General features: G+C 47.5%; 21 protein-coding genes and 1 tRNA gene. 4 read left to right on the top strand and 18 right to left on the bottom strand.

What is annotated here, in order from left to right:
- Positions 1 to 4: 4 nt before the first annotated feature.
- From ygfZ to CWI82_RS05270, 3 genes are all read left to right on the top strand, one after another.
- Positions 5 to 949, top strand: a complete 945-nt coding sequence (gene ygfZ, locus CWI82_RS05280; RefSeq protein ID WP_130202865.1) for a tRNA-modifying protein YgfZ — start codon at positions 5 to 7, stop codon at positions 947 to 949.
- Positions 946 to 1,434 (top strand): FKBP-type peptidyl-prolyl cis-trans isomerase, encoded by a 489-nt coding sequence (locus CWI82_RS05275; protein WP_092855230.1) that lies wholly within the window; start codon positions 946 to 948, stop codon positions 1,432 to 1,434. The genes ygfZ and CWI82_RS05275 overlap by 4 nt, the downstream gene beginning before the upstream one ends.
- A gap of 105 nt (positions 1,435 to 1,539) precedes the next feature.
- On the top strand, positions 1,540 to 2,688 hold the full coding sequence (locus CWI82_RS05270; protein ID WP_130202864.1) for a trans-sulfuration enzyme family protein: 1,149 nt from the start codon (positions 1,540 to 1,542) through the stop codon (positions 2,686 to 2,688).
- 114 nt (positions 2,689 to 2,802) lie between these two features.
- On the opposite strand, the gene lysS is transcribed toward CWI82_RS05270, so the two are convergent.
- From lysS to xerD, 5 genes are all read right to left on the bottom strand, one after another.
- A complete protein-coding gene (gene lysS / locus CWI82_RS05265; protein ID WP_092855234.1) occupies positions 2,803 to 4,311 on the bottom strand; it encodes a lysine--tRNA ligase in 1,509 nt (502 codons plus the stop codon).
- A gap of 47 nt (positions 4,312 to 4,358) precedes the next feature.
- A protein-coding gene (gene prfB, locus CWI82_RS05260; RefSeq protein ID WP_130202863.1) for a peptide chain release factor 2 occupies positions 4,359 to 5,457 on the bottom strand; the annotation gives its coding sequence in 2 pieces (ribosomal slippage) (positions 4,359 to 5,381 and positions 5,383 to 5,457; 1,098 coding nt in all).
- A gap of 59 nt (positions 5,458 to 5,516) precedes the next feature.
- Positions 5,517 to 7,229 (bottom strand): single-stranded-DNA-specific exonuclease RecJ, encoded by a 1,713-nt coding sequence (recJ, locus tag CWI82_RS05255; RefSeq protein ID WP_130202862.1) that lies wholly within the window; start codon positions 7,227 to 7,229, stop codon positions 5,517 to 5,519.
- Positions 7,230 to 7,231: 2 nt separating this feature from the next.
- Entirely contained in the window at positions 7,232 to 7,963 is a 732-nt protein-coding gene (gene dsbC / locus CWI82_RS05250) for a bifunctional protein-disulfide isomerase/oxidoreductase DsbC (protein WP_130202861.1), read from the bottom strand.
- A 32-nt stretch (positions 7,964 to 7,995) separates the two neighbouring features.
- On the bottom strand, positions 7,996 to 8,919 hold the full coding sequence (gene xerD, locus CWI82_RS05245; protein ID WP_092855242.1) for a site-specific tyrosine recombinase XerD: 924 nt from the start codon (positions 8,917 to 8,919) through the stop codon (positions 7,996 to 7,998).
- A gap of 86 nt (positions 8,920 to 9,005) precedes the next feature.
- Between xerD and CWI82_RS05240 the strand changes: the two genes are divergently transcribed.
- A tRNA-Tyr gene (locus CWI82_RS05240) sits at positions 9,006 to 9,090 on the top strand.
- 38 nt (positions 9,091 to 9,128) lie between these two features.
- Here the strand turns inward: CWI82_RS05240 and CWI82_RS05235 are convergent.
- The 13 genes from CWI82_RS05235 to uppS all read right to left on the bottom strand — a co-directional run bounded on the left by CWI82_RS05235 (position 9,129) and on the right by uppS (position 22,802).
- A complete protein-coding gene (locus CWI82_RS05235) occupies positions 9,129 to 10,100 on the bottom strand; it encodes an NAD(P)H-quinone oxidoreductase (protein ID WP_233340195.1) in 972 nt (323 codons plus the stop codon).
- A 43-nt stretch (positions 10,101 to 10,143) separates the two neighbouring features.
- A complete protein-coding gene (locus tag CWI82_RS05230; protein ID WP_092855244.1) occupies positions 10,144 to 10,974 on the bottom strand; it encodes a pirin family protein in 831 nt (276 codons plus the stop codon).
- Positions 10,971 to 11,930 (bottom strand): glutathione S-transferase family protein, encoded by a 960-nt coding sequence (locus tag CWI82_RS05225; protein ID WP_130202860.1) that lies wholly within the window; start codon positions 11,928 to 11,930, stop codon positions 10,971 to 10,973. The genes CWI82_RS05230 and CWI82_RS05225 overlap by 4 nt, the downstream gene beginning before the upstream one ends.
- A 138-nt stretch (positions 11,931 to 12,068) precedes the next feature.
- Complete coding sequence (gene lpxB, locus CWI82_RS05220) at positions 12,069 to 13,214, bottom strand: lipid-A-disaccharide synthase (RefSeq protein ID WP_092855249.1); 1,146 nt, start codon at positions 13,212 to 13,214, stop codon at positions 12,069 to 12,071.
- Between the two features lie 38 nt (positions 13,215 to 13,252).
- Positions 13,253 to 14,020, bottom strand: a complete 768-nt coding sequence (gene lpxA, locus CWI82_RS05215; protein ID WP_092855251.1) for an acyl-ACP--UDP-N-acetylglucosamine O-acyltransferase — start codon at positions 14,018 to 14,020, stop codon at positions 13,253 to 13,255.
- Complete coding sequence (fabZ, locus tag CWI82_RS05210; RefSeq protein WP_092855254.1) at positions 14,021 to 14,473, bottom strand: 3-hydroxyacyl-ACP dehydratase FabZ; 453 nt, start codon at positions 14,471 to 14,473, stop codon at positions 14,021 to 14,023.
- Between the two features lie 28 nt (positions 14,474 to 14,501).
- Positions 14,502 to 15,521: a UDP-3-O-(3-hydroxymyristoyl)glucosamine N-acyltransferase gene (gene lpxD, locus CWI82_RS05205; RefSeq protein ID WP_092855256.1), complete on the bottom strand. Its 1,020-nt coding sequence runs from the start codon at positions 15,519 to 15,521 to the stop codon at positions 14,502 to 14,504.
- 4 nt (positions 15,522 to 15,525) lie between these two features.
- Positions 15,526 to 16,041 carry an OmpH family outer membrane protein gene (locus tag CWI82_RS05200; protein ID WP_092855258.1) on the bottom strand — a complete coding sequence of 172 codons (516 nt, stop codon included), beginning with the start codon at positions 16,039 to 16,041 and terminating at the stop codon, positions 15,526 to 15,528.
- A 20-nt stretch (positions 16,042 to 16,061) separates the two neighbouring features.
- Positions 16,062 to 18,578, bottom strand: coding sequence for an outer membrane protein assembly factor BamA (bamA, locus tag CWI82_RS05195; RefSeq protein WP_130202859.1), 2,517 nt, complete (start codon positions 18,576 to 18,578; stop codon positions 16,062 to 16,064).
- A gap of 38 nt (positions 18,579 to 18,616) precedes the next feature.
- Positions 18,617 to 19,972, bottom strand: a complete 1,356-nt coding sequence (rseP, locus tag CWI82_RS05190) for a sigma E protease regulator RseP (protein WP_130202858.1) — start codon at positions 19,970 to 19,972, stop codon at positions 18,617 to 18,619.
- Positions 19,972 to 21,162: a 1-deoxy-D-xylulose-5-phosphate reductoisomerase gene (gene ispC / locus CWI82_RS05185; RefSeq protein ID WP_130202857.1), complete on the bottom strand. Its 1,191-nt coding sequence runs from the start codon at positions 21,160 to 21,162 to the stop codon at positions 19,972 to 19,974. The genes rseP and ispC overlap by 1 nt, the downstream gene beginning before the upstream one ends.
- Position 21,163: 1 nt before the next feature.
- Positions 21,164 to 22,027 (bottom strand): phosphatidate cytidylyltransferase, encoded by an 864-nt coding sequence (locus CWI82_RS05180; RefSeq protein ID WP_130202856.1) that lies wholly within the window; start codon positions 22,025 to 22,027, stop codon positions 21,164 to 21,166.
- Between the two features lies 1 nt (position 22,028).
- Positions 22,029 to 22,802, bottom strand: coding sequence for a polyprenyl diphosphate synthase (gene uppS / locus CWI82_RS05175; protein WP_130202855.1), 774 nt, complete (start codon positions 22,800 to 22,802; stop codon positions 22,029 to 22,031).
- Positions 22,803 to 22,866: the final 64 nt, after the last annotated feature.

Raw genomic sequence — 22,866 nt, 5'->3', positions numbered from 1 at the left:
TCTTGTGTTAGATACAGAGTTTACCAAAGCTCAGCCTGAATACGTAACGGTTTCATTAACAGATTACGGCGTTATTCGTCTGACGGGTCCACAAACTGACGAATTTTTGCAGGGCCAATTAACCTGCGACATGAAGCAGTTGACGGATCGCAATTGGCTGTACGCCGCGCACTGTGACAACAAAGGCAAAGCGATGAGTACATTGTTTGTCACCCGCTTCGCTGACAGTGTGCTATTGCTGAGTCATAAAGACGCAATTGCCGCCAGTTTGGCGCAGTTACAAAAGTTTGGGGTATTTAGCAAAACTGACATCGTCGATGCTTCTGAACAGTTATCACTCTTTGGTGTTTTCGGTACGGCGGCGCCTGCGCGTTTAGCTGAATGGCTTGAGCAACCGTTGAATGTCGATGAATCACAAGCGGTAACCAAAGTTGCTGATGGCGTGACCTTAACCCTAGGCAGTCACCCCGATCAGTACTTGCTTATCACCGAACGTGATAACTTTCCAACCAACGCACCAATGGATGCTTGGAATGCACTTGAAATTGAACGTGGTCGACCGACCCTCATTTCAGGTACACTATTAGAGTATGTGCCCCAAATGCTTAACGTTCAGGCGTTACATGGTATTAGCTTTACCAAGGGGTGTTATATCGGCCAGGAGACCATCGCTCGGATGAAATATCTGGGCAAGCAGAAGCGAGCACTGTTTCGTTTAGTTGGCCAAGGGCCGTCGGTTAACGCCGGCGCCACGCTAGAACAGCAACTTGGTGACAATTGGCGACGTGCCGGCACGGTAATTAATGCAGTGAGCCGTGCTGACAATCAACTCGATCTTTTAGCTGTACTGCCAAGCGATATCGAGGCAGATACCAAGCTGAGAGTGAAAGATGATGACGCGAGTCTCTTGGAAATTTACCCACTGCCTTATAACTTGGATGAATCATGAGTCAAACTATTAGCCAGGACAAAGTTGTTGGAATTCACTACACCGTGAAAACCGCCGAAGGCCAAGTTCTGGATCAATCAAAAGAAGGTCAACCGCTACAATTTATCTTTGGTCGCGGAATGTTGATCAAAGGTCTTGAGAACGCACTTGACGGCAAAGCGACTGGCGACAAATTTGAAGCTGAAATTCAACCAGCTGACGCCTATGGCGAACGTCATGAAGGTCTTATTCAAACCGTTCCACGTAGCTTGTTTGGCGACAACGAAGTAGCTGTTGGTATGCAGTTCCGTGCAAGCACTGACGCTGGTGAGCAATCAGTCATGATTGTTGACGTAAGCGACGACGAAGTTACTGTAGACGGTAATCATCCGTTAGCAGGTACTGCGTTAAACTTTGACGTTGAAGTTGTTGAAGTTCGTGATGCTGATCCAAGCGAATTGGACCACGGTCACGTTCATGCCGATGGTAACCACAACCACGGTTAATCCGCATGAATTTGCGATAAAAACGCACCTCCGGGTGCGTTTTTTTATGCGCAAATCAGCGTATACTGATGGTCACAACTGCTTATTTGACAAGTGACATCAGCCATGACGAACAACAAAGCCTATCCATATAGCTCTGCCACCGCTCTCGCGCAAGCGCTTGGTAAAATAGACCAAGAAAGCCAAGGCGTTGTATTGCCGATTCATGTTGCCACCACCTACATTCGTGGCGCCGATAATACTTATCCAACCGGCAATGTTTATTCGCGCGCTGACAATCCAACCTACAAACCAGTTGAGCAGTTATTATGCCAACTCGAGGGTGGCGAACAAGCGCTATTATTTGGTTCGGGCATGGCTGCTGCAACCGCAGTATTTTTAGGCTTAAAGCCCGGCGATCATGTTGTTGCACCTATAGTGATGTATTGGGCGCTGCGTAACTGGTTACTAAATTTTGCGACTGACTGGGGTTTACGAATCGACTTTGTCGACATGACTGATTTGAATGCAGTTGCCGCGGCGATCAAACCTAAACAAACCAAGCTGGTCTGGTTAGAAACCCCAGGCAACCCGATGTGGACAATCAGCGATATTGCCGCTATCAGTGAGCTAGCGAAATCAGCAGGCGCCGCCGTTGCGGTTGATTCAACCTGTGCCACACCACTATTAACCCAACCGCTGGCCATTGGCGCAGATATTGTCATGCATAGTGCCACGAAGTATCTCAATGGTCACTCTGATGTTATCGCGGGTGCGTTAGTAACGAAACAAGATTCAGCCTATTGGCAACGTATTCGTGCGGTACGAGCGCAAGGTGGCGCAGTTCCAAGCCCACACGACGCCGCGCAGTTATTACGCGGCATGCGCACCATGCACTTGCGGGTCCGTGAAAGTTGTAGCAACGCGATGTTTCTAGCTGAGCAACTGCAACAACATCCACAAATTCTCGAAGTCTTGTACCCAGGCTTACCAAGTTTTGCAGGCCATAACGTCGCTCGCAAACAAATGCACGGCGGCTTCGGTGGCATGCTTTCGATTCGCGTTAAAGGTGGTGAGCAAGCAGCGGTGCATTTGGCCGCCAACACCAAATTATGGAAACGCGCAACGTCACTTGGTGGCGTGGAAAGCTTAATTGAACATCGCGCCAGCGTTGAAGGCGAAGGGACGCCCTGCCCGCCTGATTTGTTACGTTTATCAGCCGGTATTGAGGACAAACACGAATTACTCGCCGATTTATTGCAAGCAATGCGTTAATCGTTAATCGTTAATCGTTAATCGTTAATCGTTAATCGTTAAAAAAATAACCCGGCGTATAACGCCGGGCTACCTCTAATATCCAATATCTAACAACTAATATCGCTTTTGCTGTTATTTCCGTGGACGCATGTGTGGGAACAGCAACACATCACGAATCGATGGCGAATCAGTCAACAACATCACCAACCGATCAATGCCAATACCTTCGCCCGCAGTCGGTGGCAAGCCGTGTTCTAACGCTGTCACATAATCTTCGTCATAGAACATCGCTTCGTCATCACCCGCTTCTTTTTGCTGCACTTGTTCACGGAAGCGTTCGGCTTGATCTTCGGCGTCATTCAGCTCAGAGAAACCATTCGCCAACTCGCGACCACCGACAAAAAACTCAAAACGGTCGGTAATAAACGGGTCGTTATCGTTACGACGCGCTAACGGTGATACTTCTGCTGGGTACGCAGTAATAAAGGTTGGCTGCATTAATTTATGCTCGGCAACCTCTTCAAAGATTTCAATTTGGATTTTACCTAAGCCCCAAACCGGTTTGACTTTAATGCCCAGAGATTCCGCGAGTTCAGTCGCTTGTTCAATACTATCCAATTGCGCTTCGGTTGCTGAAGGTAGATGTTCTAAAATCGCTTCTTTTACCGTCATTCGCGCAAATGGCTTACTAAAGTCATACTGCACGCCTTCGCTTTCAAACTGCGCTGAACCGAGGATTTCCGTGGTCATGCCGCGCAGCATGTCTTCCGTTAAGTCCATCAAGTCTTGATAATCAGCATAAGCCCAATAGAACTCAAGCATGGTGAATTCTGGATTGTGACGCGTTGATAAACCTTCGTTACGGAAATTGCGGTTGATTTCAAATACTTTCTCGAATCCGCCTACAACTAAACGCTTCAGGTACAACTCCGGTGCAATACGTAAATATAACTGCATATCTAACGCATTATGATGCGTCACAAACGGACGTGCGGCTGCACCACCTGGAATGGTTTGCATCATTGGTGTTTCAACTTCCAAGAACTGCTTATTCGCCAAATAGCGGCGAATATAATCAACCACTTTGGAGCGAACAATAAACGTATTACGCGATTCTTGATTGGTGATTAAATCCAAGTAACGCTGACGATAACGCATTTCTTGGTCAGACAAACCGTGGAATTTATCTGGTAACGGGCGCAACGCCTTAGTTAATAAGCGCACGTCATCCACTTGCACACTCAACTCACCTGTTCCAGTAATAAACAAGGTTCCTGAGGCACCAACAATGTCACCTAAATCCCATTTTTTAAATTCTTCGTTGTAAAAACCCTCAGGCAGATTATCACGCGCCACATACAATTGAATTTGGCCCGACATATCCTGAATGGTTGCAAAGCTTGCCTTACCCATAATCCGACGCGTCATCATCCGACCAGCCACACTGACACGAATGCCTTTCGCTGCTAGCTCTTCTTTTTCCGAACCGTCATATTGCTCGTGCAACTCAGCTGCTAAGCTGTCGCGACGGAAATCATTCGGGAATGCTACGCCTCGCTCGCGCAACGCAGCAAGCTTAGCCTTGCGCTGGGCGATTTGTTCATTGACGTCCAACTCAGGGGCTTGCGTTTTATCGTTCATCGGTAAGTTTCCTCTTTACGCAGAGCCGTTCGCCCTGCAACTTCAATTTATAAACCTGATTTCAAACTTGCTTCAATAAATGGGTCAAGAGCACCATCGAGTACCGCTTGCGTATTACGGTTTTCAACACCGGTACGCAAATCTTTGATACGCGCATCATCAAGCACGTATGAGCGGATTTGACTGCCCCAACCAATATCTGATTTCGAATCTTCGAGCGCTTGTTTTTCAGCGAGTTGCTTTTGCAATTCTAACTCAAACAATTTCGCGCGTAATTGTTTCATCGCGGCATCGCGGTTTTTATGCTGTGAACGGTCGCTCTGACACTGCACCACAACACCTGTGGGCTCGTGCGTAATACGAATCGCCGAGTCAGTACGGTTAACGTGCTGACCACCAGCACCTGACGCTCGATACGTGTCTACGCGCAAGTCTGCTGGATTGATCTCAATTTCAATTGAGTCATCGACTTCCGGATAGACAAACACCGAAGCAAACGACGTATGCCGACGATTACCTGAGTCAAATGGTGATTTGCGCACTAATCGATGAACACCCGTTTCGGTGCGTAACCACCCATAAGCGTATTCACCTTGCACCCGCACTGTTACCGATTTGATGCCGGCCACTTCACCTTCAGAAAGCTCAGTGATTTCAGCTTTAAAATCATGTGATTCGGCCCAGCGTAAATACATACGCAACAGCATATTTGCCCAATCTTGCGCTTCAGTCCCGCCGGAACCGGCTTGAATATCTAAATAGCAATCAGACGCATCGTGGTCACCAGAGAACATGCGACGGAACTCAAGTGTTGCCAGTTGTCCTTCTAATTGGTCAAGTTCGGCTACGGCTTCGTTGTAGGTGTCTTCATCGTCAGCCTCGACGGCTAACTCAACCAAACCTTCAACATCGTCCAGCCCTTGAGCCAGATTGTTCAATGTTTCAACGACTTGCTCTAAGCTCGAGCGTTCTTTTCCTAACGCCTGCGCGCGCTCTTGATCATTCCACACACCTGGATCTTCCAGCTCACGAGTGACTTCTTCAAGACGCTCTACTTTCTGAGCGTAGTCAAAGATACCCCCGAAGTAGCTCGCTGCGTTTTCGCATTTCTTTTATCGCAACATATGTAGCATTCGTTTCGAACATAGTTTTTCAATCTCAATAGCAATCGTTGTTTGCAAGGTTGTTTACAAAGGGGGCGTATTCTACCGCAAAGCGTAAAAATGCTCTAGTTGTAGCTGCACCGAAGTGCGACCACGAAAGTGATTTAATTGAACTTTGTATGCAGCATGCATGCGTTCGATGGAGGTATCTGGCCACACTTGTAAATCAACGTTAAACGCTATTGCATCAATGACGACACGTTGTGGTGTTTCCAATACTAATTTCAAGTGTCGCTCACCCACCAAACGTTGCTGCGCTATACGAAATTCCCCATCAAAAATCGGCTCAGGAAACCCTTGCCCCCAAGGGCCATATGCTTCAAGTTGACGCACAAACGGTTCTTGCAAATATTCGGCATCCAGTTCACCATCTGACCAGATGGTATGAGTCAAGTCATCTGCACCTAACCAGTCAGCCACTTGTTGCGTAAATGCTTCACGAAATGCCCCTAAGTTTTCCCGCGCTAGCGTCAAACCTGCCGCCATTGCGTGACCACCAAAGCGTTCAATTAATTGTGGATGCAGACTGTGCACGCGTTCTAATACATCACGAATATGTAATCCGGGAATTGACCGAGCGGAACCTTTGAGGAAGCCATCATCGCTATCGGCAAATGCGATAACCGGTCGATGACATTGTTCTTTGACCCGCCCAGCGACAATACCAACCACACCTTGGTGCCACCCAGCTTGATAGAGAACCAGTGCGGCTGGCAGTTGGTCGCTGTCAGCATTTAATTGTGCGACATAGGCTTCAGCTTCTTCGCGCATTTCAGTTTCAATACTGCGGCGCGCTTTATTTAATTCATCCAGCTTTGCCGCAAGTTGTTGCGCTTGCGTCAAATTTGTTGCCAACAGACATTCAATGCCGGCGGCCATATCATCTAATCGTCCCGCAGCATTAATACGTGGTCCTATCGCAAAGCCGAGATCGCTGGCCTGTAACTGTTGCGGATCGCGATTGGCAACTTGCAACAACGCGGCAATACCTGGGCGACAGTAACCGGCTCGAATCCGCTGCAAACCTTGTTGCACCAAAATACGGTTGACGCCATCGAGTTTGACCACGTCGGCAACCGTGCCAACAGCCACCAAATCCAACCACTGAGCCAAGTTAGGTGTATCTATGCCGCGTTCGCGCAATTCATGTCGTAACGCTAAAAGTACATAAAATGCGACACCAACTCCGGCAATATTGGGGCTGGGGAAATCGCAAGCGGGTTGGTTCGGGTTTACAATCACATCAGCTGGCGGTAATTGTGGTCCGGGTAAGTGATGGTCGGTAATAATCACTGTCATCCCTGCTGCTTTTGCCGCAGCAACGCCAGCATGACACGAGATGCCACTATCCACCGTCACAATCACCTCAGCGTCTTGTTGTTGCGCTTGTGCAACAACCGCTGGTGATAAACCATAACCATCTGCGAAACGATTCGGCACAATATAACCAACGCGTTCGGCGCCCAGCGCTTGTAATACCGATACCATCAACGCCGTGGAAGTGGCGCCATCAGCATCAAAGTCACCACAGATACATATGGCCTGCTGCTGTACAATAGCATCTGCCAGAATGCACGCCGCCGTCTCAACACCGCGAAGCAAGTTAAAGTGTGGCAGTTGTTTCGCGCTGAGATCGAGCTGAGGTGCGTCAACAATACCGCGTCGAGCTAAAATTTGCGCCAGCACAGGCGGTATACCAGTAGCCCAATCGCCTACAGTAACCGTAGGTCGACGTTGAATGCTAATTTCAGCCATTATTATTTATTCAGTTCCGCTGCGAGGCGCTCAGGTGGCACATAGCCAGGTAACATTCGGCCCGACTCAAACACAATGGCTGGCGTGCCGCGTACGCCAAATTTTTGCCCCAGCGCAAAATGCTGCGCCACTGGGTCATCACACTCTGTTGAATTGAATGGTTCGTCGTGCTTCGCAGCACTTAGTGCAGCTTGCTGATCTTCGGCGCACCAAACATTCTTCAAATCATTCGCGGCGTTACTTTGCATCCCATTTCGCGGCCATGCCAAATAACGCACGGTAATGCCGGCTGCGAGATATTCATCAATACGCTCGTGCAGTTGTCGGCAGTAGCCACAGCTCGTATCGGTAAATACATGAATAATGTGTTTTTCATTTGGCGCTTGGAATTCAATCACACTGTCTTGCACCTGTTCTAAGTCTCTCACCCGCATACTTTCAAGCACCGTTTCACTGACGTTATCAGGCTCACTGCCAGTAATTTTAAATATACGACCACTGACAATGTGGCGACCGTCGTCACTGGCATACACAAGTCCTTGATCAGTAATAACTTCCATTAATCCGTCAATATGTGCTGGTTTTGCAGATTCAACGACAAACCCCATCCGTTGCATATGAGTGGTATCAAACTCGACCTGTCCACTTTGTGACTCAACCGGCACTGTCGACGCTTGCTCAGGCGAGCAGGCCACTGCGACAATACTTAAACCTAAAACTGCCAAGTACTTCATGAAATATCCTATGTTGGCTATGTTCAATAAAATTATGCCCGCGGGTGATGGCTTGCATGCAATTGCTGCAGCCGTTCGCGCGCGACATGTGTATATATTTGTGTTGTCGATAAATCGCTATGCCCCAACAACATCTGTAACACACGTAAATCAGCGCCATGATTCAATAGATGCGTGGCAAAAGCATGTCGCAATGTGTGCGGTGACAAATGCGAACGAATATCGGCTCGTTGCGCATAATAACGAATTCGATGCCAAAATGCTTGTCGGGTCAATGGTCCACCCCGTCGGGTGACAAACACCCAATCGCCAGGTTCCGAAAACAGTTGCTGACGTCCATGTTTAAAGTAGCGTTGTAGCCACTCCAGTGCTTCCTCGCCAAGCGGAACCAGTCGCTCTTTATTGCCTTTACCGACCACCCGCACCAGTTCCTGCTGCAAGTGAATTTGGTCTACCTGCAAATGTACCAGCTCGGTAACTCGCAAACCGGTTGCATAAAGCACTTCCAGCATCGCTTTATCGCGAAGCTGCACAGGGTCATCCACCTCAGGCGCATTAAGTAAATCATCAACCTCAGCTTCGGACAAACTATGCGGAATGGATTGTGGTTGTTTCGGACGCGCCAAACGTGTCGTCGGGTCACTGGAGCACAAGCGTTCAGCTAATGCATATTGGTAGAATTTTTTGAGTGCACTTAACGCTCTAGAGGTACTGCGCGGCGAAAATCCCTGTTGTCGACGCCACAGTAAATAACGTTCCAAATCATCACTCGTCACCTGCAATAGCTCGACTTTTTGAAACGTCGTTAAGAAGCGTTGAAAACTTCTCAAGTCGGTTTGATAAGCCGCACTCGTGTGTTTACTAACGCCCTGCTTTAACCATAACTTATCGAGAAATTTTGCAATTTCTTCATCGACCGCAGGTGGAATTGGGACCGGTTGGTTCGCTGAGCTCATTGGTTCACTTTGTTGATTCATTCCAATGGCATCATCATAAACGGGTTTACAGCGACTCTCAATCTGCTATTATGCCGCCCTCGCGTGGAGGGGTTCCCGAGCGGTCAAAGGGATCAGACTGTAAATCTGACGGCTCAGCCTTCGCAGGTTCGAATCCTGCCCCCTCCACCACTTTTCTTTCGGTATTTCTTGTTGCGCTTAATTCGCGACTACCAAACCAGAATTAATTTACCTTGGGTCGTATTGTCACGTAAACGCTGAAACGCGCCGGTGACTTCACCCACGGGTACAATACCGTCAATATTTGCTGTTATTTTTTGCTGCTCAAATAATGGCCATACATGATTGTATAAATCTGCCATGATTTTTGCTTTAACGGTGAGTGGTTGGCTGCGCAAGGTGCTACCGATAATACGTTGACGCTTCATCAACAAACGCCCGGCATCAATTTCCGCGGTTCGGCCCCCCATCAAACCGATCACAATAAGGCGACCATCTTGGTTTAAGACTTGTTGATTCCAGTGTAGGTAATCACCAGCCACCGGATCTAAAATAATATCTGCACCACCCCAGGCTTTCACTGCATCAACAAAACTCCCGTCGCGGCGGTTCCAACACGCTTCAGCCCCCAGCTGCTTGGCTTGCGTAAGTTTCTCAACACTGCCAGCGGTGGCAAATGTCGGGTTGCCACGCTCTCGGGCTAACTGCAACAACGCTTGCCCCACACCACTAGCGGCTGCATGAACCAGCACTTTTTCACCTGGCTGTGCACAAGCAATGCCATAAACGTTATACCAAGCGGTGGCAAAGACTTCGCAAATACCGGCGGCCTGCGCAAGTTCCATACCGTTTGGCACGGGTAACACTTGACTTGCAGGCACCGCCACAAATTCAGCGTAACCACCACCAGCCAACAAAGCACAAACTTTATCGCCAACTTGAACCGAACTCACTTTAGCACCAACCGCATACACGATACCGCTGACTTCAAGACCCAATACATCTGAAGCACCAGGCGGTGGCGGATAATGCCCAGCAAGTTGCATCAAATCCGCCCGATTCATGCCGCTATAGGCTACTTTAATAAGAACTTCATGTGCCCCAACTTCTGGTCGCGCCCGGTGTTGCCACTGAACCTGCTGGTTTTCACCGGCAACCATCACTTGCATGTTTGTTGACATAACATCTCCTTATAAGGCACACAAATTTCTACAATGACTGCGTCTACGCAGTCAGTTTACCTGCTTGATAATCACGCAATGCCTGCTCTATCTCAGCCTGTGAATTCATTACAAATGGCCCGTATTGGGCAATTGGTTCACCAATCGGTTCACCAGCTAAAATAATAACACCGGCAGAACCCTCTGCGGCGACAATATGCAAATCGTCAGTATCATTCAATCGCACCAACTCACCACGAGCAACCGCACTTTCGTTGATAGTCACGCCACCGGCGTACACGTAAGCTAAACGTGTTTTTTGCTGTTGACTCGGAATTGTCACCTTGGCATTCGGTTCCAATCGCGCGTCGAGCATTAAGAAGCGCTGTTCAGGTTGTTGAATTGGTCCGATGCCACCGTCAAACTCGCCCGCGATGACCCGAACCTGTGCTTTTTCATAATCAATATGAGCCAATTTATCTTGCGGATAATCAGCCCAATCTGCCGCTTCCATTTTGCGTGCAGCCGGCAAATTGATCCACAACTGAAAACCCCACATCAAACCATCTTCTTGCTTTGGCATTTCAGCATGAATAATACCACGCGCGGCTTTCATCCACTGTGCACCGCCAGACTCAACCACACCTGTATTGCCGTTCGAGTCTTTATGTTCCATACGTCCAGCTAACATGTAAGTTAGCGTAACAAAACCACGATGCGGATGCGGTGGAAAGCCAGCAATATAGTCATTCGGATTATCCGAACGAAACTCATCCAGCATTAAAAACGGGTCTTGATGACGCAAACTGGGTTGATTCACAATTCGCGTAAGCTTCACCCCAGCGCCATCTTGGGCTGGCATACCACGGTGACGACTTAGAATAACCTGACTCATAACACCACCTCTTTACGCGTATGCGATGCAGAAAAATCGAGTTGTGGTCCAACTGGAACCACGCCGGTTGGATTGATCATATGATGACTACCGTAATAATGCTGTTTGATATGGTCCATCACCACGGTCTCCGCCACACCTGGCACTTGGTACAATGCTTTCACGTAATTCCAAAGATTCGGATAATCAACAATGCGTCGCTTATTGGTTTTGAAGTGCCCCACATAAACCGCATCGAAACGTACCAAGGTTGTAAATAACCGCCAGTCGGCTTCCGTTAAGGTATCGCCTACCAAGAATTGTTGGCTAGCAAGACGTTGTTCAAGCGAATCGAGCGCATCAAACAGGGCGTCGAATGCCTCTTCGTAAGCCGCTTGTGCGGTTGCGAAGCCACACTTATAAACACCATTATTAACGCGGTCGTAAACCATGTCATTAATCGCATCAATGTCGCTGTGCAAGGCCGCTGGATAAAAATCCAACGTATTGCCCGTGAGATCATTAAACGCACTATTAAACATACGAATGATGTCAGCAGATTCATTGCTCACAATCGTTTGCTCTTTCTTGTCCCACAGCACCGGCACAGTGACGCGACCACTGTAGTTCGCATCGGCTTTCAGATATAGCTGATACAAAAACTCTAAATTATATAATTCGTCATGCAACGGTTGTTCAGCAAACTCCCAGCCATTCTCTAACATCAATGGATGTACCACAGATACCGAAATATGATCTTCTAATTGCTTCAGTTTGCGAAATATCAAAGTCCGATGCGCCCAAGGGCACGCATAACTTACATATAAATGATAACGACCTGATTCAGCTGGGAATCTTGCCGACGCATCCGCTTCTATCCAATTACGAAACTGCGCTGCACTGCGTTCAAACTTCCCGCCAGTGCTATCGGTGTCATACCATTTATCTTGCCATTTGCCGTCTACGAGTAATCCCATGACGCTCTCCTTAAAACATTTTAAAATCTTAAAAAGGAGTATAACGGGTAAGTAATCGAATGATTATTGAGAAAATCACGGCTTTATATTCGAAAAAATCGAATTTAGATGGAGCTATTGTTACGGTTGAAGCCTAATTCAGCTGTTTAATAGCTGACTAACCACGTCCGCACTGAGCATGTCTGCGCGCTGCTGTAACTGTTCATGGAGCTCAGTAAAACGAGTGATGGTTTGCTCAGCGCTAGGTTGTAACTGCGTTGTCAGCGCCTGACAGAGATTCTCTTCAGTCGCTTCATGTTGCGCAAACTCAGGCACCAACAGGGTGTTAGCAAGAAGATTTGGCAAGCTGAAGAATGGTGCTTTAAATAATCGCTTGATAAGTTGATAAGTGAGCCAGTTAAATTTATAAGCCACCACCATCGGGCGCTTGATTAACATCGCCTCTAATGTCACCGTCCCGGAAGTAAGCAACAGCGCGTCACATGCCGCCATCGTGTCGCGTGATTGCCCATCAATTATGGTTAATGGTAAATCTGGTGCTATCTGTTGCTGTAAGTTTCGAAACTGCTCGGCTCGAGCAGCGCTGATCATGGGTGTGACAAATTTTAAATTGGGCTGCTCTGCGTGTAGGCGTTGAGCAACCTTTAAAAATAACGGCGCCATGCGTGCGATTTCACCCTTGCGGCTGCCCGGCAACACACCAATCCATTGCTGCTCAGTAGCTAACTGAAGATGCTCTCGTGCCGCCAGCTTTGACCAGGTCATCGGAATGCTGTCTGCTAACGGATGACCGACAAAAGTTGCCGGCAATTCATGTTCGTCATAAAAGGCTTTTTCAAATGGCAACAAGCATAATACGTGATCAACAGCTTGCTTGATGCCGTGAATGCGCCCTTGCCGCCACGCCCAAACAGATGGGCTGACATAGTGCACCGTTTTAATACCTGCAGCTTTTAAGCGTTTAGCGATAGGTAAATTAAAATCCGGCGCATCAATACCAATAAACACGTCTGGCCGGCGCTCTAAAAACGTATTGACCAACAACCGTCGATGCCCGAGTAACTTGAACAAACTCCCCAGCACCTCTGCAATACCCATGACCGCAAGATCCTCCATCGGAATCAAGCTTGTCAGGCCTTGCGCTTGCATGAGCGGACCGCCGACACCAATGAATTCGGCATCAGGATAACGATTGCGGAGTTCGCGAAGCATGCCAGCGCCGAGCAAATCACCCGAGTGTTCGCCGGCAATGACTGCAATGAGAGGAGCTGTTGAACTGGTCATGATACTTCGCCGCTACTTCGCCATTACTTCGCCGTAGCTTAGCGAATAATGCCCCGCTGACTGTTCTGGACAAAATCAATCAGTGGCGTAAGTTCAACGTCAGCATCAAGCTCGCGCATTTTTTCGACAGCTTCACTAATCGTCAAACCTTGACGGTAAAGTAATTTAAAAGCGCGCTTAATATTCAGAATCTGATTTGGTTGGAAGCCACGGCGCTTCAAACCTTCAGCGTTTATCGTACGCGGTGCGGCATTATGCCCCTGCGCCATGATATACGGTGGAATATCTTGTACCACAACCGAATTAACAGCGGTGAATGCATGCGCACCAATGTGACAGAACTGATGCACACCGGTAAAACCACCCAAGATGGCCCAGTCGCCAACATGCACGTGCCCTGCTAAGGTCGTGTTGTTCGCCAATATGACGTTATCACCAACCATACAGTCGTGAGCGACATGAACGTATGCCATGAGCAAATTATTGCTACCAATTTGAGTTAAGCCTTGGTCTTGGACAGTACCGCGGTGAATTGTCACGCATTCACGAATAACATTATTGTCACCGATCACGAGCCGTGTTGGCTCACCGTTATACTTTTTATCTTGGCAATCTTCGCCAACCGAAGCAAATTGAAAAATCCGGTTATTTTTGCCCAAAACCGTTGGTCCACGCAGCACAACGTGTGGACCAATGACGCAATTGTCTCCAATTTCGACATTCGCCCCAACAATTGAGTACGGACCAATTTCGACATTGTTGCCAATGCGGGCTGAGTCATCAATAATCGCGGTTGGATGAATCACTTAGACTTCCCTTCTTGCACAAATAATATCGCAGCTACATGCCAACTCACCGTCAACGTCTGCGCGGCCTTTGAATACCCAAATACCACGACGTTCTTTTTCAAAAGTGACGTGCAAGTTCATGGTATCACCGGGTAATACTTGACGTTTAAAACGAGCGTTATCGACACCTGCAAACAAGTATAGGTCATTCGACCCTGGGCTGCTTGCAGTTATCTTGAAGCCAAGTAAACCGGCTGCTTGCGCTAAAGCTTCCAAAATTAATACGCCAGGGAAAATCGGGTTCTCTGGAAAATGCCCAGTAAAAATAGGTTCATTGACTGAAACATTTTTTACCGCATGAATGGTTGATTGATTGTCACAAGCAACCACCTTGTCCACTAACAAAAATGGATAGCGATGCGGTAATAACCGAAGAACTTCTTTAATATCAAATGCGCCATCTGCAGACAAAGCGTCATCCTCGTTTTTACATGAATAATTATTGTTCGAGTTGTTTTTCTATTTTCTTTACGCGCTGGAACAAATCGTCTAACTGACGATAACGAGCGCCATTACGACGCCACTCTCTTTGTGGCGCAGCTGGAATACCGGAAGCATAGGCTCCAGGCTCAGTAATCTCTTTGATAACCATTGAGAAACCACTGATTTGTACGTCATCGCAAATCGAAATATGTCCGTTAATTGCGGTAGCACCACCGATCAGACAACGTTTACCAATACGACAACTACCAGCTAATACCGTACAACCAGCAATCGCAGTATCTTCATCGATAAACACGTTATGCGCAATCTGGCACTGATTATCAATAATCACACCATTGCTAATCACAGTATCGTCTAGGGCTCCGCGATCAATCGTCGTGCTCGCACCAATATCGACTCGATTGCCGATGACGACACGACCAAGCTGTGGAATTTTAATCCATTTACCGCCTTCATTGGCCCAACCAAAACCATCGGCTCCAATCACACTACCGGCGTGCACCAAACAGTGCTCACCAATCACGCAGTTGTGATAAATCACCACGTGTTGCCATAACTGCGTATGCGCGCCAATGCGTGTACCAGGGCCGACATAGCAGCCAACACCAATGGTTACATTGTCGGCGAGCTCAACATTTTCAGCAATCACCGCATTCGCACCAATGGCGACATTTTTCCCGATCTTTGCACTTGGATGAATCTGCGCACTGGCATGGATGCTTTCAGCAGCCTTTGGCGTGGTATCTAACAGCTGCGCAACTTTCGCAAATCCCGCATATGGATTTGATGTGCACAAAACTGACATGCCTGCCGGAACCTCGATATTCGGAGCCACGATGACGGCACTTGCTTTCGACGTATCAAGCTGACTTCGATATTTTTCATTCGCCAAAAAGGCAATTTGCCCCGGCTGAGCCGAGGCAAGAGTTGCAACACCGGTTACCGTGAGGGCGGCATCGCCCTGCACCTGCGCACCAATTGCGTCAGCAAGCTGCTGCAATGTGAGTGTTTGCATTAACTTAGTTTCCACCAGTCATTTTTTTCACAACTTCATCAGTCAAATTAGCTGAGTCAGCGGCGTAAATTAATGCACTGCTTTGTAATACCACATCAAAGCTTTGCTCGCTGGCAACAGCTTGTGCATTGCGCATCACGTCAGTCATCAATTTGTCACGTAATTCATTACCACGACGGCCCATGTCTTCGCGCAAAGCTTTCATTTTAAGTTGACGAGTGGTGTCGAGCATTTCCATTTCGCGTTCCATTTTAACGCGCTCAGCTGGTGACATGATTGACGCGTCACGCTGTGCTTTTTCACTCAAAGCACGCATTTGCTCTTCAAGTTTAGTCACTTCGTCAATTTGACCTTTAAATTCGTCTTGAACTTGTTGTTCAAGGTTGCGCGCTTGTGGCAAGTTCGCAAAAACTTCTTGCATGCTAACAAAACCGATTTTTTGCTGTGCTTCAGCAGCATTTGCAAACATTGCAGATGACAACAAAGCCACTGCGATACTAGATTTAACGATAGCTTTCACTATTAACTCCTTGATACTTATTAGAATGTTGTACCGATATTGAACGTAAACGTCTGCGTACGATCGGTCTCTTCTGATTTAATCGGCCGACCAAATGATAACGTGATAGGTCCCATAGGTGAAATCCATTGTATAGAAATACCGGCGGCAGCGCGATAGTGCGTTGGCTCGCTGTAATCCTTCAATGCTTCTGAGTTACCGATGAGCTCGAGTTGACTATACGTTGCGTAGTCAAACTCGGTATCCCAAACGTTACCAACATCGATATAGAAACTTGTTCTTACCGTGTTTTTATTCTCTTCAGAAATAAACGGTGTTGGCACAATTAATTCTAGACCACCAACAGCCATCGCGTTACCACCAACCGAATATTGGCTTACCGCGAGTTGATCTGCTCCTGGGTATGCTGGCAGTCCGGTTGGAATACCATCATATCCTGGCTGACCAGGAATCGTTTGTGGATAGCGATAAATCGCACGTGGGCCAATGGTGTTGCCCTCAAAGCCACGCAAGTTATCACGACCACCTAAACGGAAGTTCTCATAAAATGGGAACAAGTACTCGTTACCGTTATCATCGGTGCCATAACCATTACCGTAGCCAATACGTAAGCGTGTCATAAACACAAAGCTATGGCTGTCGGTAATTGGGAAATATTGACGATAGTCGTAGTTAGTACGGAAGTAATTCACGTCACTATTTGGCGTCGCAACTTCAAAACTTAAGCTATTCGATGAACCTGCCGTTGGAAACATCCCACGGTTCAATGTCACGCGGCTGATACCCGCCGATAACTCAAAAATATCGAATTTAACGCCAAGATTAGGATTTTGCTCATCAAGGTACGGACGATAGAAGCGTGATACTTGCTCATAACTATCAACGTTACTGATTTGCTCGTTACGGTAAGTTGCACCGAAATTCAAGCTGGTCACTTCGTTAATTGGGAAACCAATAGAACTGCCAATACCATATTGTTTTTTGTTGTAACGAATATAGTTTTCAAGGTTACCGGCATCAAACTCGCTGATATAAACCTGTCCAGACAAGCTCACACCGTCTTTGGTTAAGTAGCGGTCGGTATACGATACCGAGGCACTTTTGTTATAGCGGTTGGTATTGACGTTAATGGCAGCACGGTTACCCGAGCCTAAGAAGTTTTCTTGCGACAAACCAAGGCCAATTTGGAAACCTGAATAATCACCGTAACCCAAGGTGAAGTTGAAACTGCCTGACGGCTGTTCTTTTACGGTAAAATCGACTTCTACCCGATCATCTTCGGTGTCTGATTTGCGGGTTGAGGTTTCGACGGTCTCAAAATAACCAAGGCGTTCAAGTCGCACCTTACTTTGTTCAATCAATTGATCGTTTAATGGCGCACCTTCAAGTTGACGCATTTCACGACGCAAGACTTCATCGGCAGTAATGTTGTTACCAATGAAGTTAATTCTATCAACATAGATACGTTGACCAGGATTGACTGAAAACGTTAGATCAACCTCGTTACTACCTTCTTGCATATCTGGTATGGCGCGAACTTCTGGATACGCATAGCCAAATCGGCCGTAATAGCGCGATATCGCATCTTCAAGGAAAGTGATTTGTTCTGCGTTATAACGCGTACCAGGGTCGATAGCAGTCAGTCGTTTAATAACTTCTTCGTGCCCTTTCAGGTCGCCAATGACATTGACGTCGCGAATATCGTATACGTCGCCTTCGTTCACATTAATTGTAATGTAAACGCCCTCTCTATCTGGGGTCATGCTGACTTGAACAGATTCAACCTGAAACGCTAAATAACCACGATTACGATAAAAGCTTTCCAACTTTTCCAAATCGCCGGTTAACTGCTGCTTCTGGTAGCGGCGCTCGCCGATAAAGTTCCACCACGGCAACTGGTCTTTTAATTCGAAATCAACCAGCAACTGCTCATCAGTGAAACTACTGTTACCAACGATATTGATCTGTTGAATTTCGGCTGAATCACCTTCTTCGAATTGTAATTCGAGACGCACTCGGTTACGCGGTAACTCAATCACGTTGATATCAACTGTCGCGTTATATTTACCAACGCCATGGAAGAAATCTTCAAGACCGGTTTCAATCGATGAGATCATCGTGCGATCAAGCTGTTCGCCAACAACGATACCGCTGTCGGTCAAACTCTCTTCCAACATTTCGTCTTTAATTTCTTTGTTGCCATCAAATTCGATACTTGAAATAGTCGGCCGTTCGATGACTTCAAACACCAACGTATTACCGTCGCGTTTAACGATAATATTCTCAAAATACGCGGCAGAGTTGAGAGAACGAATACTCGCGCGGATACGATTCGCATCCACTTCGTCACCCACTCGAATAGGAATGTAGGTTAACGCCGCACCTAATGCGACACGTTGTAAACCGCGCACCCGAATATCTTCAACAACGAATTTTTCGGCATTTACTTGTGAATTATTTTCTGCACTACTCGCCTCGTGGGCCGGCAGTGACGCCGCTGCAACGAGGGCGCTTAAAAACAGCTGTTTCAACGTCATTCTGTGCTACTTAATTGTTTTATGTTGTACATGTCGTTTCATTGCGACAATCGCAAAATATCATTACTGATTGCGATTGCCATGAGTGCAAAAATTAGAATACCGCCAATACGGTAACAAATTTCTTGAACACGTTCTGAAACGGGTTTGCCTCTCGCGCCTTCAATGGCTAAAAATGCGAGGTGCCCGCCATCCAATACCGGTAACGGTACCAAATTAATGATGCCCAAGTTGACACTAATTAATGCTAGAAACCCTAAAAAATAAACGAATCCATAGCTCGCTGTTGCTCCAGCACCTTCAGCTATCGCAACAGGCCCGCTTAAATTACTTACCGAAACGGTTCCAGTAACCAGTTTACCCAGCATTTTTACGCTAAGAACCATCAATTCCCAGGTGCGCTCTGCACCCTGCCATAGCGCATCGATAACCCCAAATTGTTGGGTGAATCGATAGGCTTCAGGATACGGGGCAACGGTAGGTTCAACCCCTAAAAAGCCGATTTGTTGGCCATTTGCTTCGCGACTACCTAAACGCGTTGTCACAACCATCTGCTGGCCTTGGCGTTCGATGGTCAAATCGACCACTTGCCCTGGCGCCTGCATGATTAAGTCTCTCGTTTGAGGCCAATCAGTTACAGGAGTTCCATTAAATCCGAGAATTTTATCTTGAAGCTGTAAACCAGCCTCAGCTGCCGGCGAATTTTCTGCAACGTAACTTAACGTTAATGACACTTCCGGCTGGAACGGACGCATGCCCAACGCCACAAATGTTGGCTGTTGGTTATCATCTAAACGCCACTGTTTGATGTCTAACGTGTAGTCACGCAGGCGATTATTTTCGTCGCGGATTTGTAGCGTCACAGTTTCGTTACCAAGTGCTGCCGCCAAGTTCAGGTTAACCTGTTGCCAGTCAGCCGTACGTTGGTTATCCACCGAGACAATTTCGGCTGGCGTTTCAATTCCTGCAGCTGCTGCAATTGAGTTAGCGTCTGTGGTGCCGATAATCGGCTTCACTGATGGCACCCCCAATAGGAACATTAACCACAATACCGCAATTGCCAAAATGAAATTAGCGATTGGCCCCGCTGCGATGACTGCAGCGCGTTGCGCGACAGATTTTGAATTGAAACTTAAATGACGTTGCTCTGCAGGCACTTCATCTACGCGCTCATCGAGCATTCGCACGTAGCCGCCGAGTGGAATAAGACCAACTTGGTACACGGTACCGTCTCGCGCTTGGCGTTGCCAAATTGGTTTACCAAAACCAACTGAAAACGTCAGTACTTTCACACCACAACGACGGGCTACCCAATAGTGTCCAAATTCATGAAAGGTCACCAAAATACCAAGGGTGATGACAAAGGCACCAAGCGACCAAATAATACTGCCCATTACGAAACTTGCTCCACCTGCTGCCGCGCCATGGCGCGTGCTTCAGTATCTAAATCGATTAACGCTTCAACCGTTGTCAGTTCAGTTGCGTTCAGTTGCTGTAACACACTATCACAAATTTTAGCGATTGCGGTGAATGGAATACGTTCTTGTAAGAATGCTGCAACAGCAATTTCATTGGCTGCATTTAAACTGGTGGTCGCCCACTGTCCTTCCCAACACGCATCAATCGCTAATTGCAAGCATGGATAACGCGCCGCATCAGCAGGCATAAAGGTTAGCGCACTAAGCTGGAGAAAATCCAATGCTTGAACGCCACTCTCAATACGCGTCGGGTAACCTAAACCATAGGCAATCGGCGTACGCATATCGGGCTGACCTAGTTGCGCAATAACCGAACCGTCACAATAGCTCACCATCGAATGAATGACACTTTGCGGATGCACCAACACCTGTAGTTGTTGCTTGTTACAATTAAACAACCAGCGCGCCTCAATATACTCGAGACCTTTATTTAACATGGTTGCCGAATCAACAGAAATTTTTTGTCCCATCGACCAGTTGGGATGGTTACACGCTGCCGCCGGTGTTTGTTGCGCAAGTTGGCTTATCGGTAATTCGCGGAAAGGACCACCTGAGCCAGTTAACAAAATTTGATGGATGCCCGCTGCAGCGAGATCAGCATGCCCTAACGGCTGTTGCACTTCTGGCGGTAAACACTGATAAATCGCATTATGCTCGCTGTCGATTGGCAATAGCTCAGCGCCATGCGTCGCCACGGCATCCATAAATAGTTGCCCTGACATGACTAACGCTTCTTTATTTGCCAATAGCACGCGTTTACCTGCTTTAACGGCCGCCATCGTTGGCAGCAATCCCGCTGCCCCAACAATCGCAGCCATAACCGTATCAACTTGCGGTTCAGCGGCGACCGCAATAACGGCCTCGGCACCGCCTAAAACTTCGCAGTCAAGATCAATTAATTCTTGCTGTAAACGCAGCGCAGCTTGTTTATCTGCCATTACCGCTACCCGCGGCTTAAACTGACGACATAGTGTCGCCATATCAGTCACGTTACCGTTTGCGGTTACCGCAAACAGCTCGAAGTGCTCAGGGTGATTTGCCATCACAGCTAAAGTATTCTGGCCAATTGAGCCAGTTGCGCCAAGAACGGTAACTCGTTGCTTCATATCAGGCTAAGAACCACAAATAAGCGAGCGTAAAAATCGGTAACGCAGCGGTTAAACTATCAATACGATCAAGAATGCCACCATGACCCGGCAACAATGAACCACTGTCTTTTACGCCGGCACAGCGTTTAAACATACTTTCATTGAGGTCACCGAATACGGATGCGACAACTGTGACTAAACCTGTTACGTAGTAACCGCTAAACTGCTCGGCAGGAATTTTCAACCAATGTGCCAATACCATCATCACCACAAAAGCTAAGGTGATACCGCCACACAGGCCTTCCATTGTTTTGCCTGGGCTCACTGCTGGCATCAGTTTGTTACGGCCATAGCGCACACCGGCGAAATAGGCACCGACATCGGCAGCCCACACAAGAAGTAGTACAAACAATACCGCAAAACCGCCAAACAACGGTTGCTCAGCATAATTTAGTGAACGTACGGCAACCAAGCCGGCCCATGCTGGAACGAGGGTCAATAAACCAAACACCCCTACAATTGAACGAGTTCGTGACCACACACGACGACTTTTCGGATAATTAATCACCAGAGCTATCGCCAGCAACCACCAGACGCATCCAATTACTATTAATGCATAAATAATCGGGTCGAGCTCACCGTCTAACCAAATCTTATTCAGTGGCACTAACCACATGAGACAACCCAGTAAGATCGCGACAAACGCCGTGTATGCAATGCGAGCGCTGGTGCGCGTCACATTCATCAGTGGCGCCCATTCCCACGCTCCTGCTGCCATTAACCCAATCACGGCAATCGCAAACCAAAATAATGGCAGCCCAAACACCGCATATAAAGCTAATGGGATTAAAATAATTGCAGTTATTAAACGTTGTTTCAGCAAACTAATCCCCGGTTGTCACGTCGGTATCTAAAATGGCTTGTTGTAATTGCTCACTCGTAAGCCCGAAGCGTCTTTCCCGACAGCTAAAGTCTGCAATAGCTGCGGCAAATTCACGATCGTCAAAGTCTGGCCATAATACCTTACTAAAATAAAACTCCGCATAGGCTAATTGCCACAGCAGAAAATTGCTAATTCGGTGTTCGCCACCTGTTCTTATTAATAAATCTGGCACTGGCTGTTCAGCTAACTCAAGCTGGCCAGCCAGTTTTTCTTCGGTAATATCTGCTGGCGTGAGCTCTCCCGCCTCAACTTGTACTGCCAACTTCCGAGCGGCTTGGGTGATATCCCAATGACCACCGTAATTCGCTGCAATATTCAAGTTTAACGCCGTATTACCCGCAGTTAATGCTTCGGCCTCGTGCATTTGTCGTTGCAAACGCTCGCCAAAAGCTGACTTATCGCCGATGATTCGTAACCGAACATTATACTTGTGAAGTTTTTTGACTTCACGTTTTAGCACAGTCATGAATAATTCCATGAGCACTGAAACTTCCTGTTCTGGCCGCTTCCAGTTTTCACTACTAAACGCAAACAAGGTTAATGACTCAATACCTTTTTTGCGAGCAAATTCAACTGCTTCACGCACCGCTTGCGCGCCCGCCTTATGACCTGCGGTGCGGCGCTTGCCACGCATTTGCGCCCAGCGCCCGTTACCATCCATGATGATTGCCACGTGCCGTGGAATTTTTATTGTCGAGACTTCCGTTGTTGTCATAGGTAATGCCATACAAGAAAAAACGCCGTGCGAGTATACCTGACACGGCGCTCTCCACCAACGT

The organism is Pseudidiomarina tainanensis, from assembly GCF_004214835.1.
Lineage (GTDB): Bacteria > Pseudomonadota > Gammaproteobacteria > Enterobacterales > Alteromonadaceae > Pseudidiomarina > Pseudidiomarina tainanensis.
The sequence above is the reverse complement of the archived record's forward strand: the minus strand, read 5'-3'. Positions and strand labels throughout refer to the sequence as shown.

Coding starts and splice junctions, on each gene's coding strand:
- CWI82_RS05275 (WP_092855230.1), top strand. CDS start 946: ATGAGTCAAACTATTAGCCAGGACAAAGTTGTTGGAATTCACTACACC.
- lpxB (WP_092855249.1), bottom strand. CDS start 13,214: ATGACCAGTTCAACAGCTCCTCTCATTGCAGTCATTGCCGGCGAACAC.
- CWI82_RS05270 (WP_130202864.1), top strand. CDS start 1,540: ATGACGAACAACAAAGCCTATCCATATAGCTCTGCCACCGCTCTCGCG.
- ispC (WP_130202857.1), bottom strand. CDS start 21,162: ATGAAGCAACGAGTTACCGTTCTTGGCGCAACTGGCTCAATTGGCCAG.
- rseP (WP_130202858.1), bottom strand. CDS start 19,972: ATGGGCAGTATTATTTGGTCGCTTGGTGCCTTTGTCATCACCCTTGGT.
- uppS (WP_130202855.1), bottom strand. CDS start 22,802: ATGACAACAACGGAAGTCTCGACAATAAAAATTCCACGGCACGTGGCA.
- lysS (WP_092855234.1), bottom strand. CDS start 4,311: ATGAACGATAAAACGCAAGCCCCTGAGTTGGACGTCAATGAACAAATC.
- CWI82_RS05230 (WP_092855244.1), bottom strand. CDS start 10,974: ATGAGTCAGGTTATTCTAAGTCGTCACCGTGGTATGCCAGCCCAAGAT.
- dsbC (WP_130202861.1), bottom strand. CDS start 7,963: ATGAAGTACTTGGCAGTTTTAGGTTTAAGTATTGTCGCAGTGGCCTGC.
- recJ (WP_130202862.1), bottom strand. CDS start 7,229: ATGGCTGAAATTAGCATTCAACGTCGACCTACGGTTACTGTAGGCGAT.
- CWI82_RS05235 (WP_233340195.1), bottom strand. CDS start 10,100: ATGTCAACAAACATGCAAGTGATGGTTGCCGGTGAAAACCAGCAGGTT.
- CWI82_RS05225 (WP_130202860.1), bottom strand. CDS start 11,930: ATGGGATTACTCGTAGACGGCAAATGGCAAGATAAATGGTATGACACC.
- xerD (WP_092855242.1), bottom strand. CDS start 8,919: ATGAGCTCAGCGAACCAACCGGTCCCAATTCCACCTGCGGTCGATGAA.
- bamA (WP_130202859.1), bottom strand. CDS start 18,578: ATGACGTTGAAACAGCTGTTTTTAAGCGCCCTCGTTGCAGCGGCGTCA.
- lpxD (WP_092855256.1), bottom strand. CDS start 15,521: ATGCAAACACTCACATTGCAGCAGCTTGCTGACGCAATTGGTGCGCAG.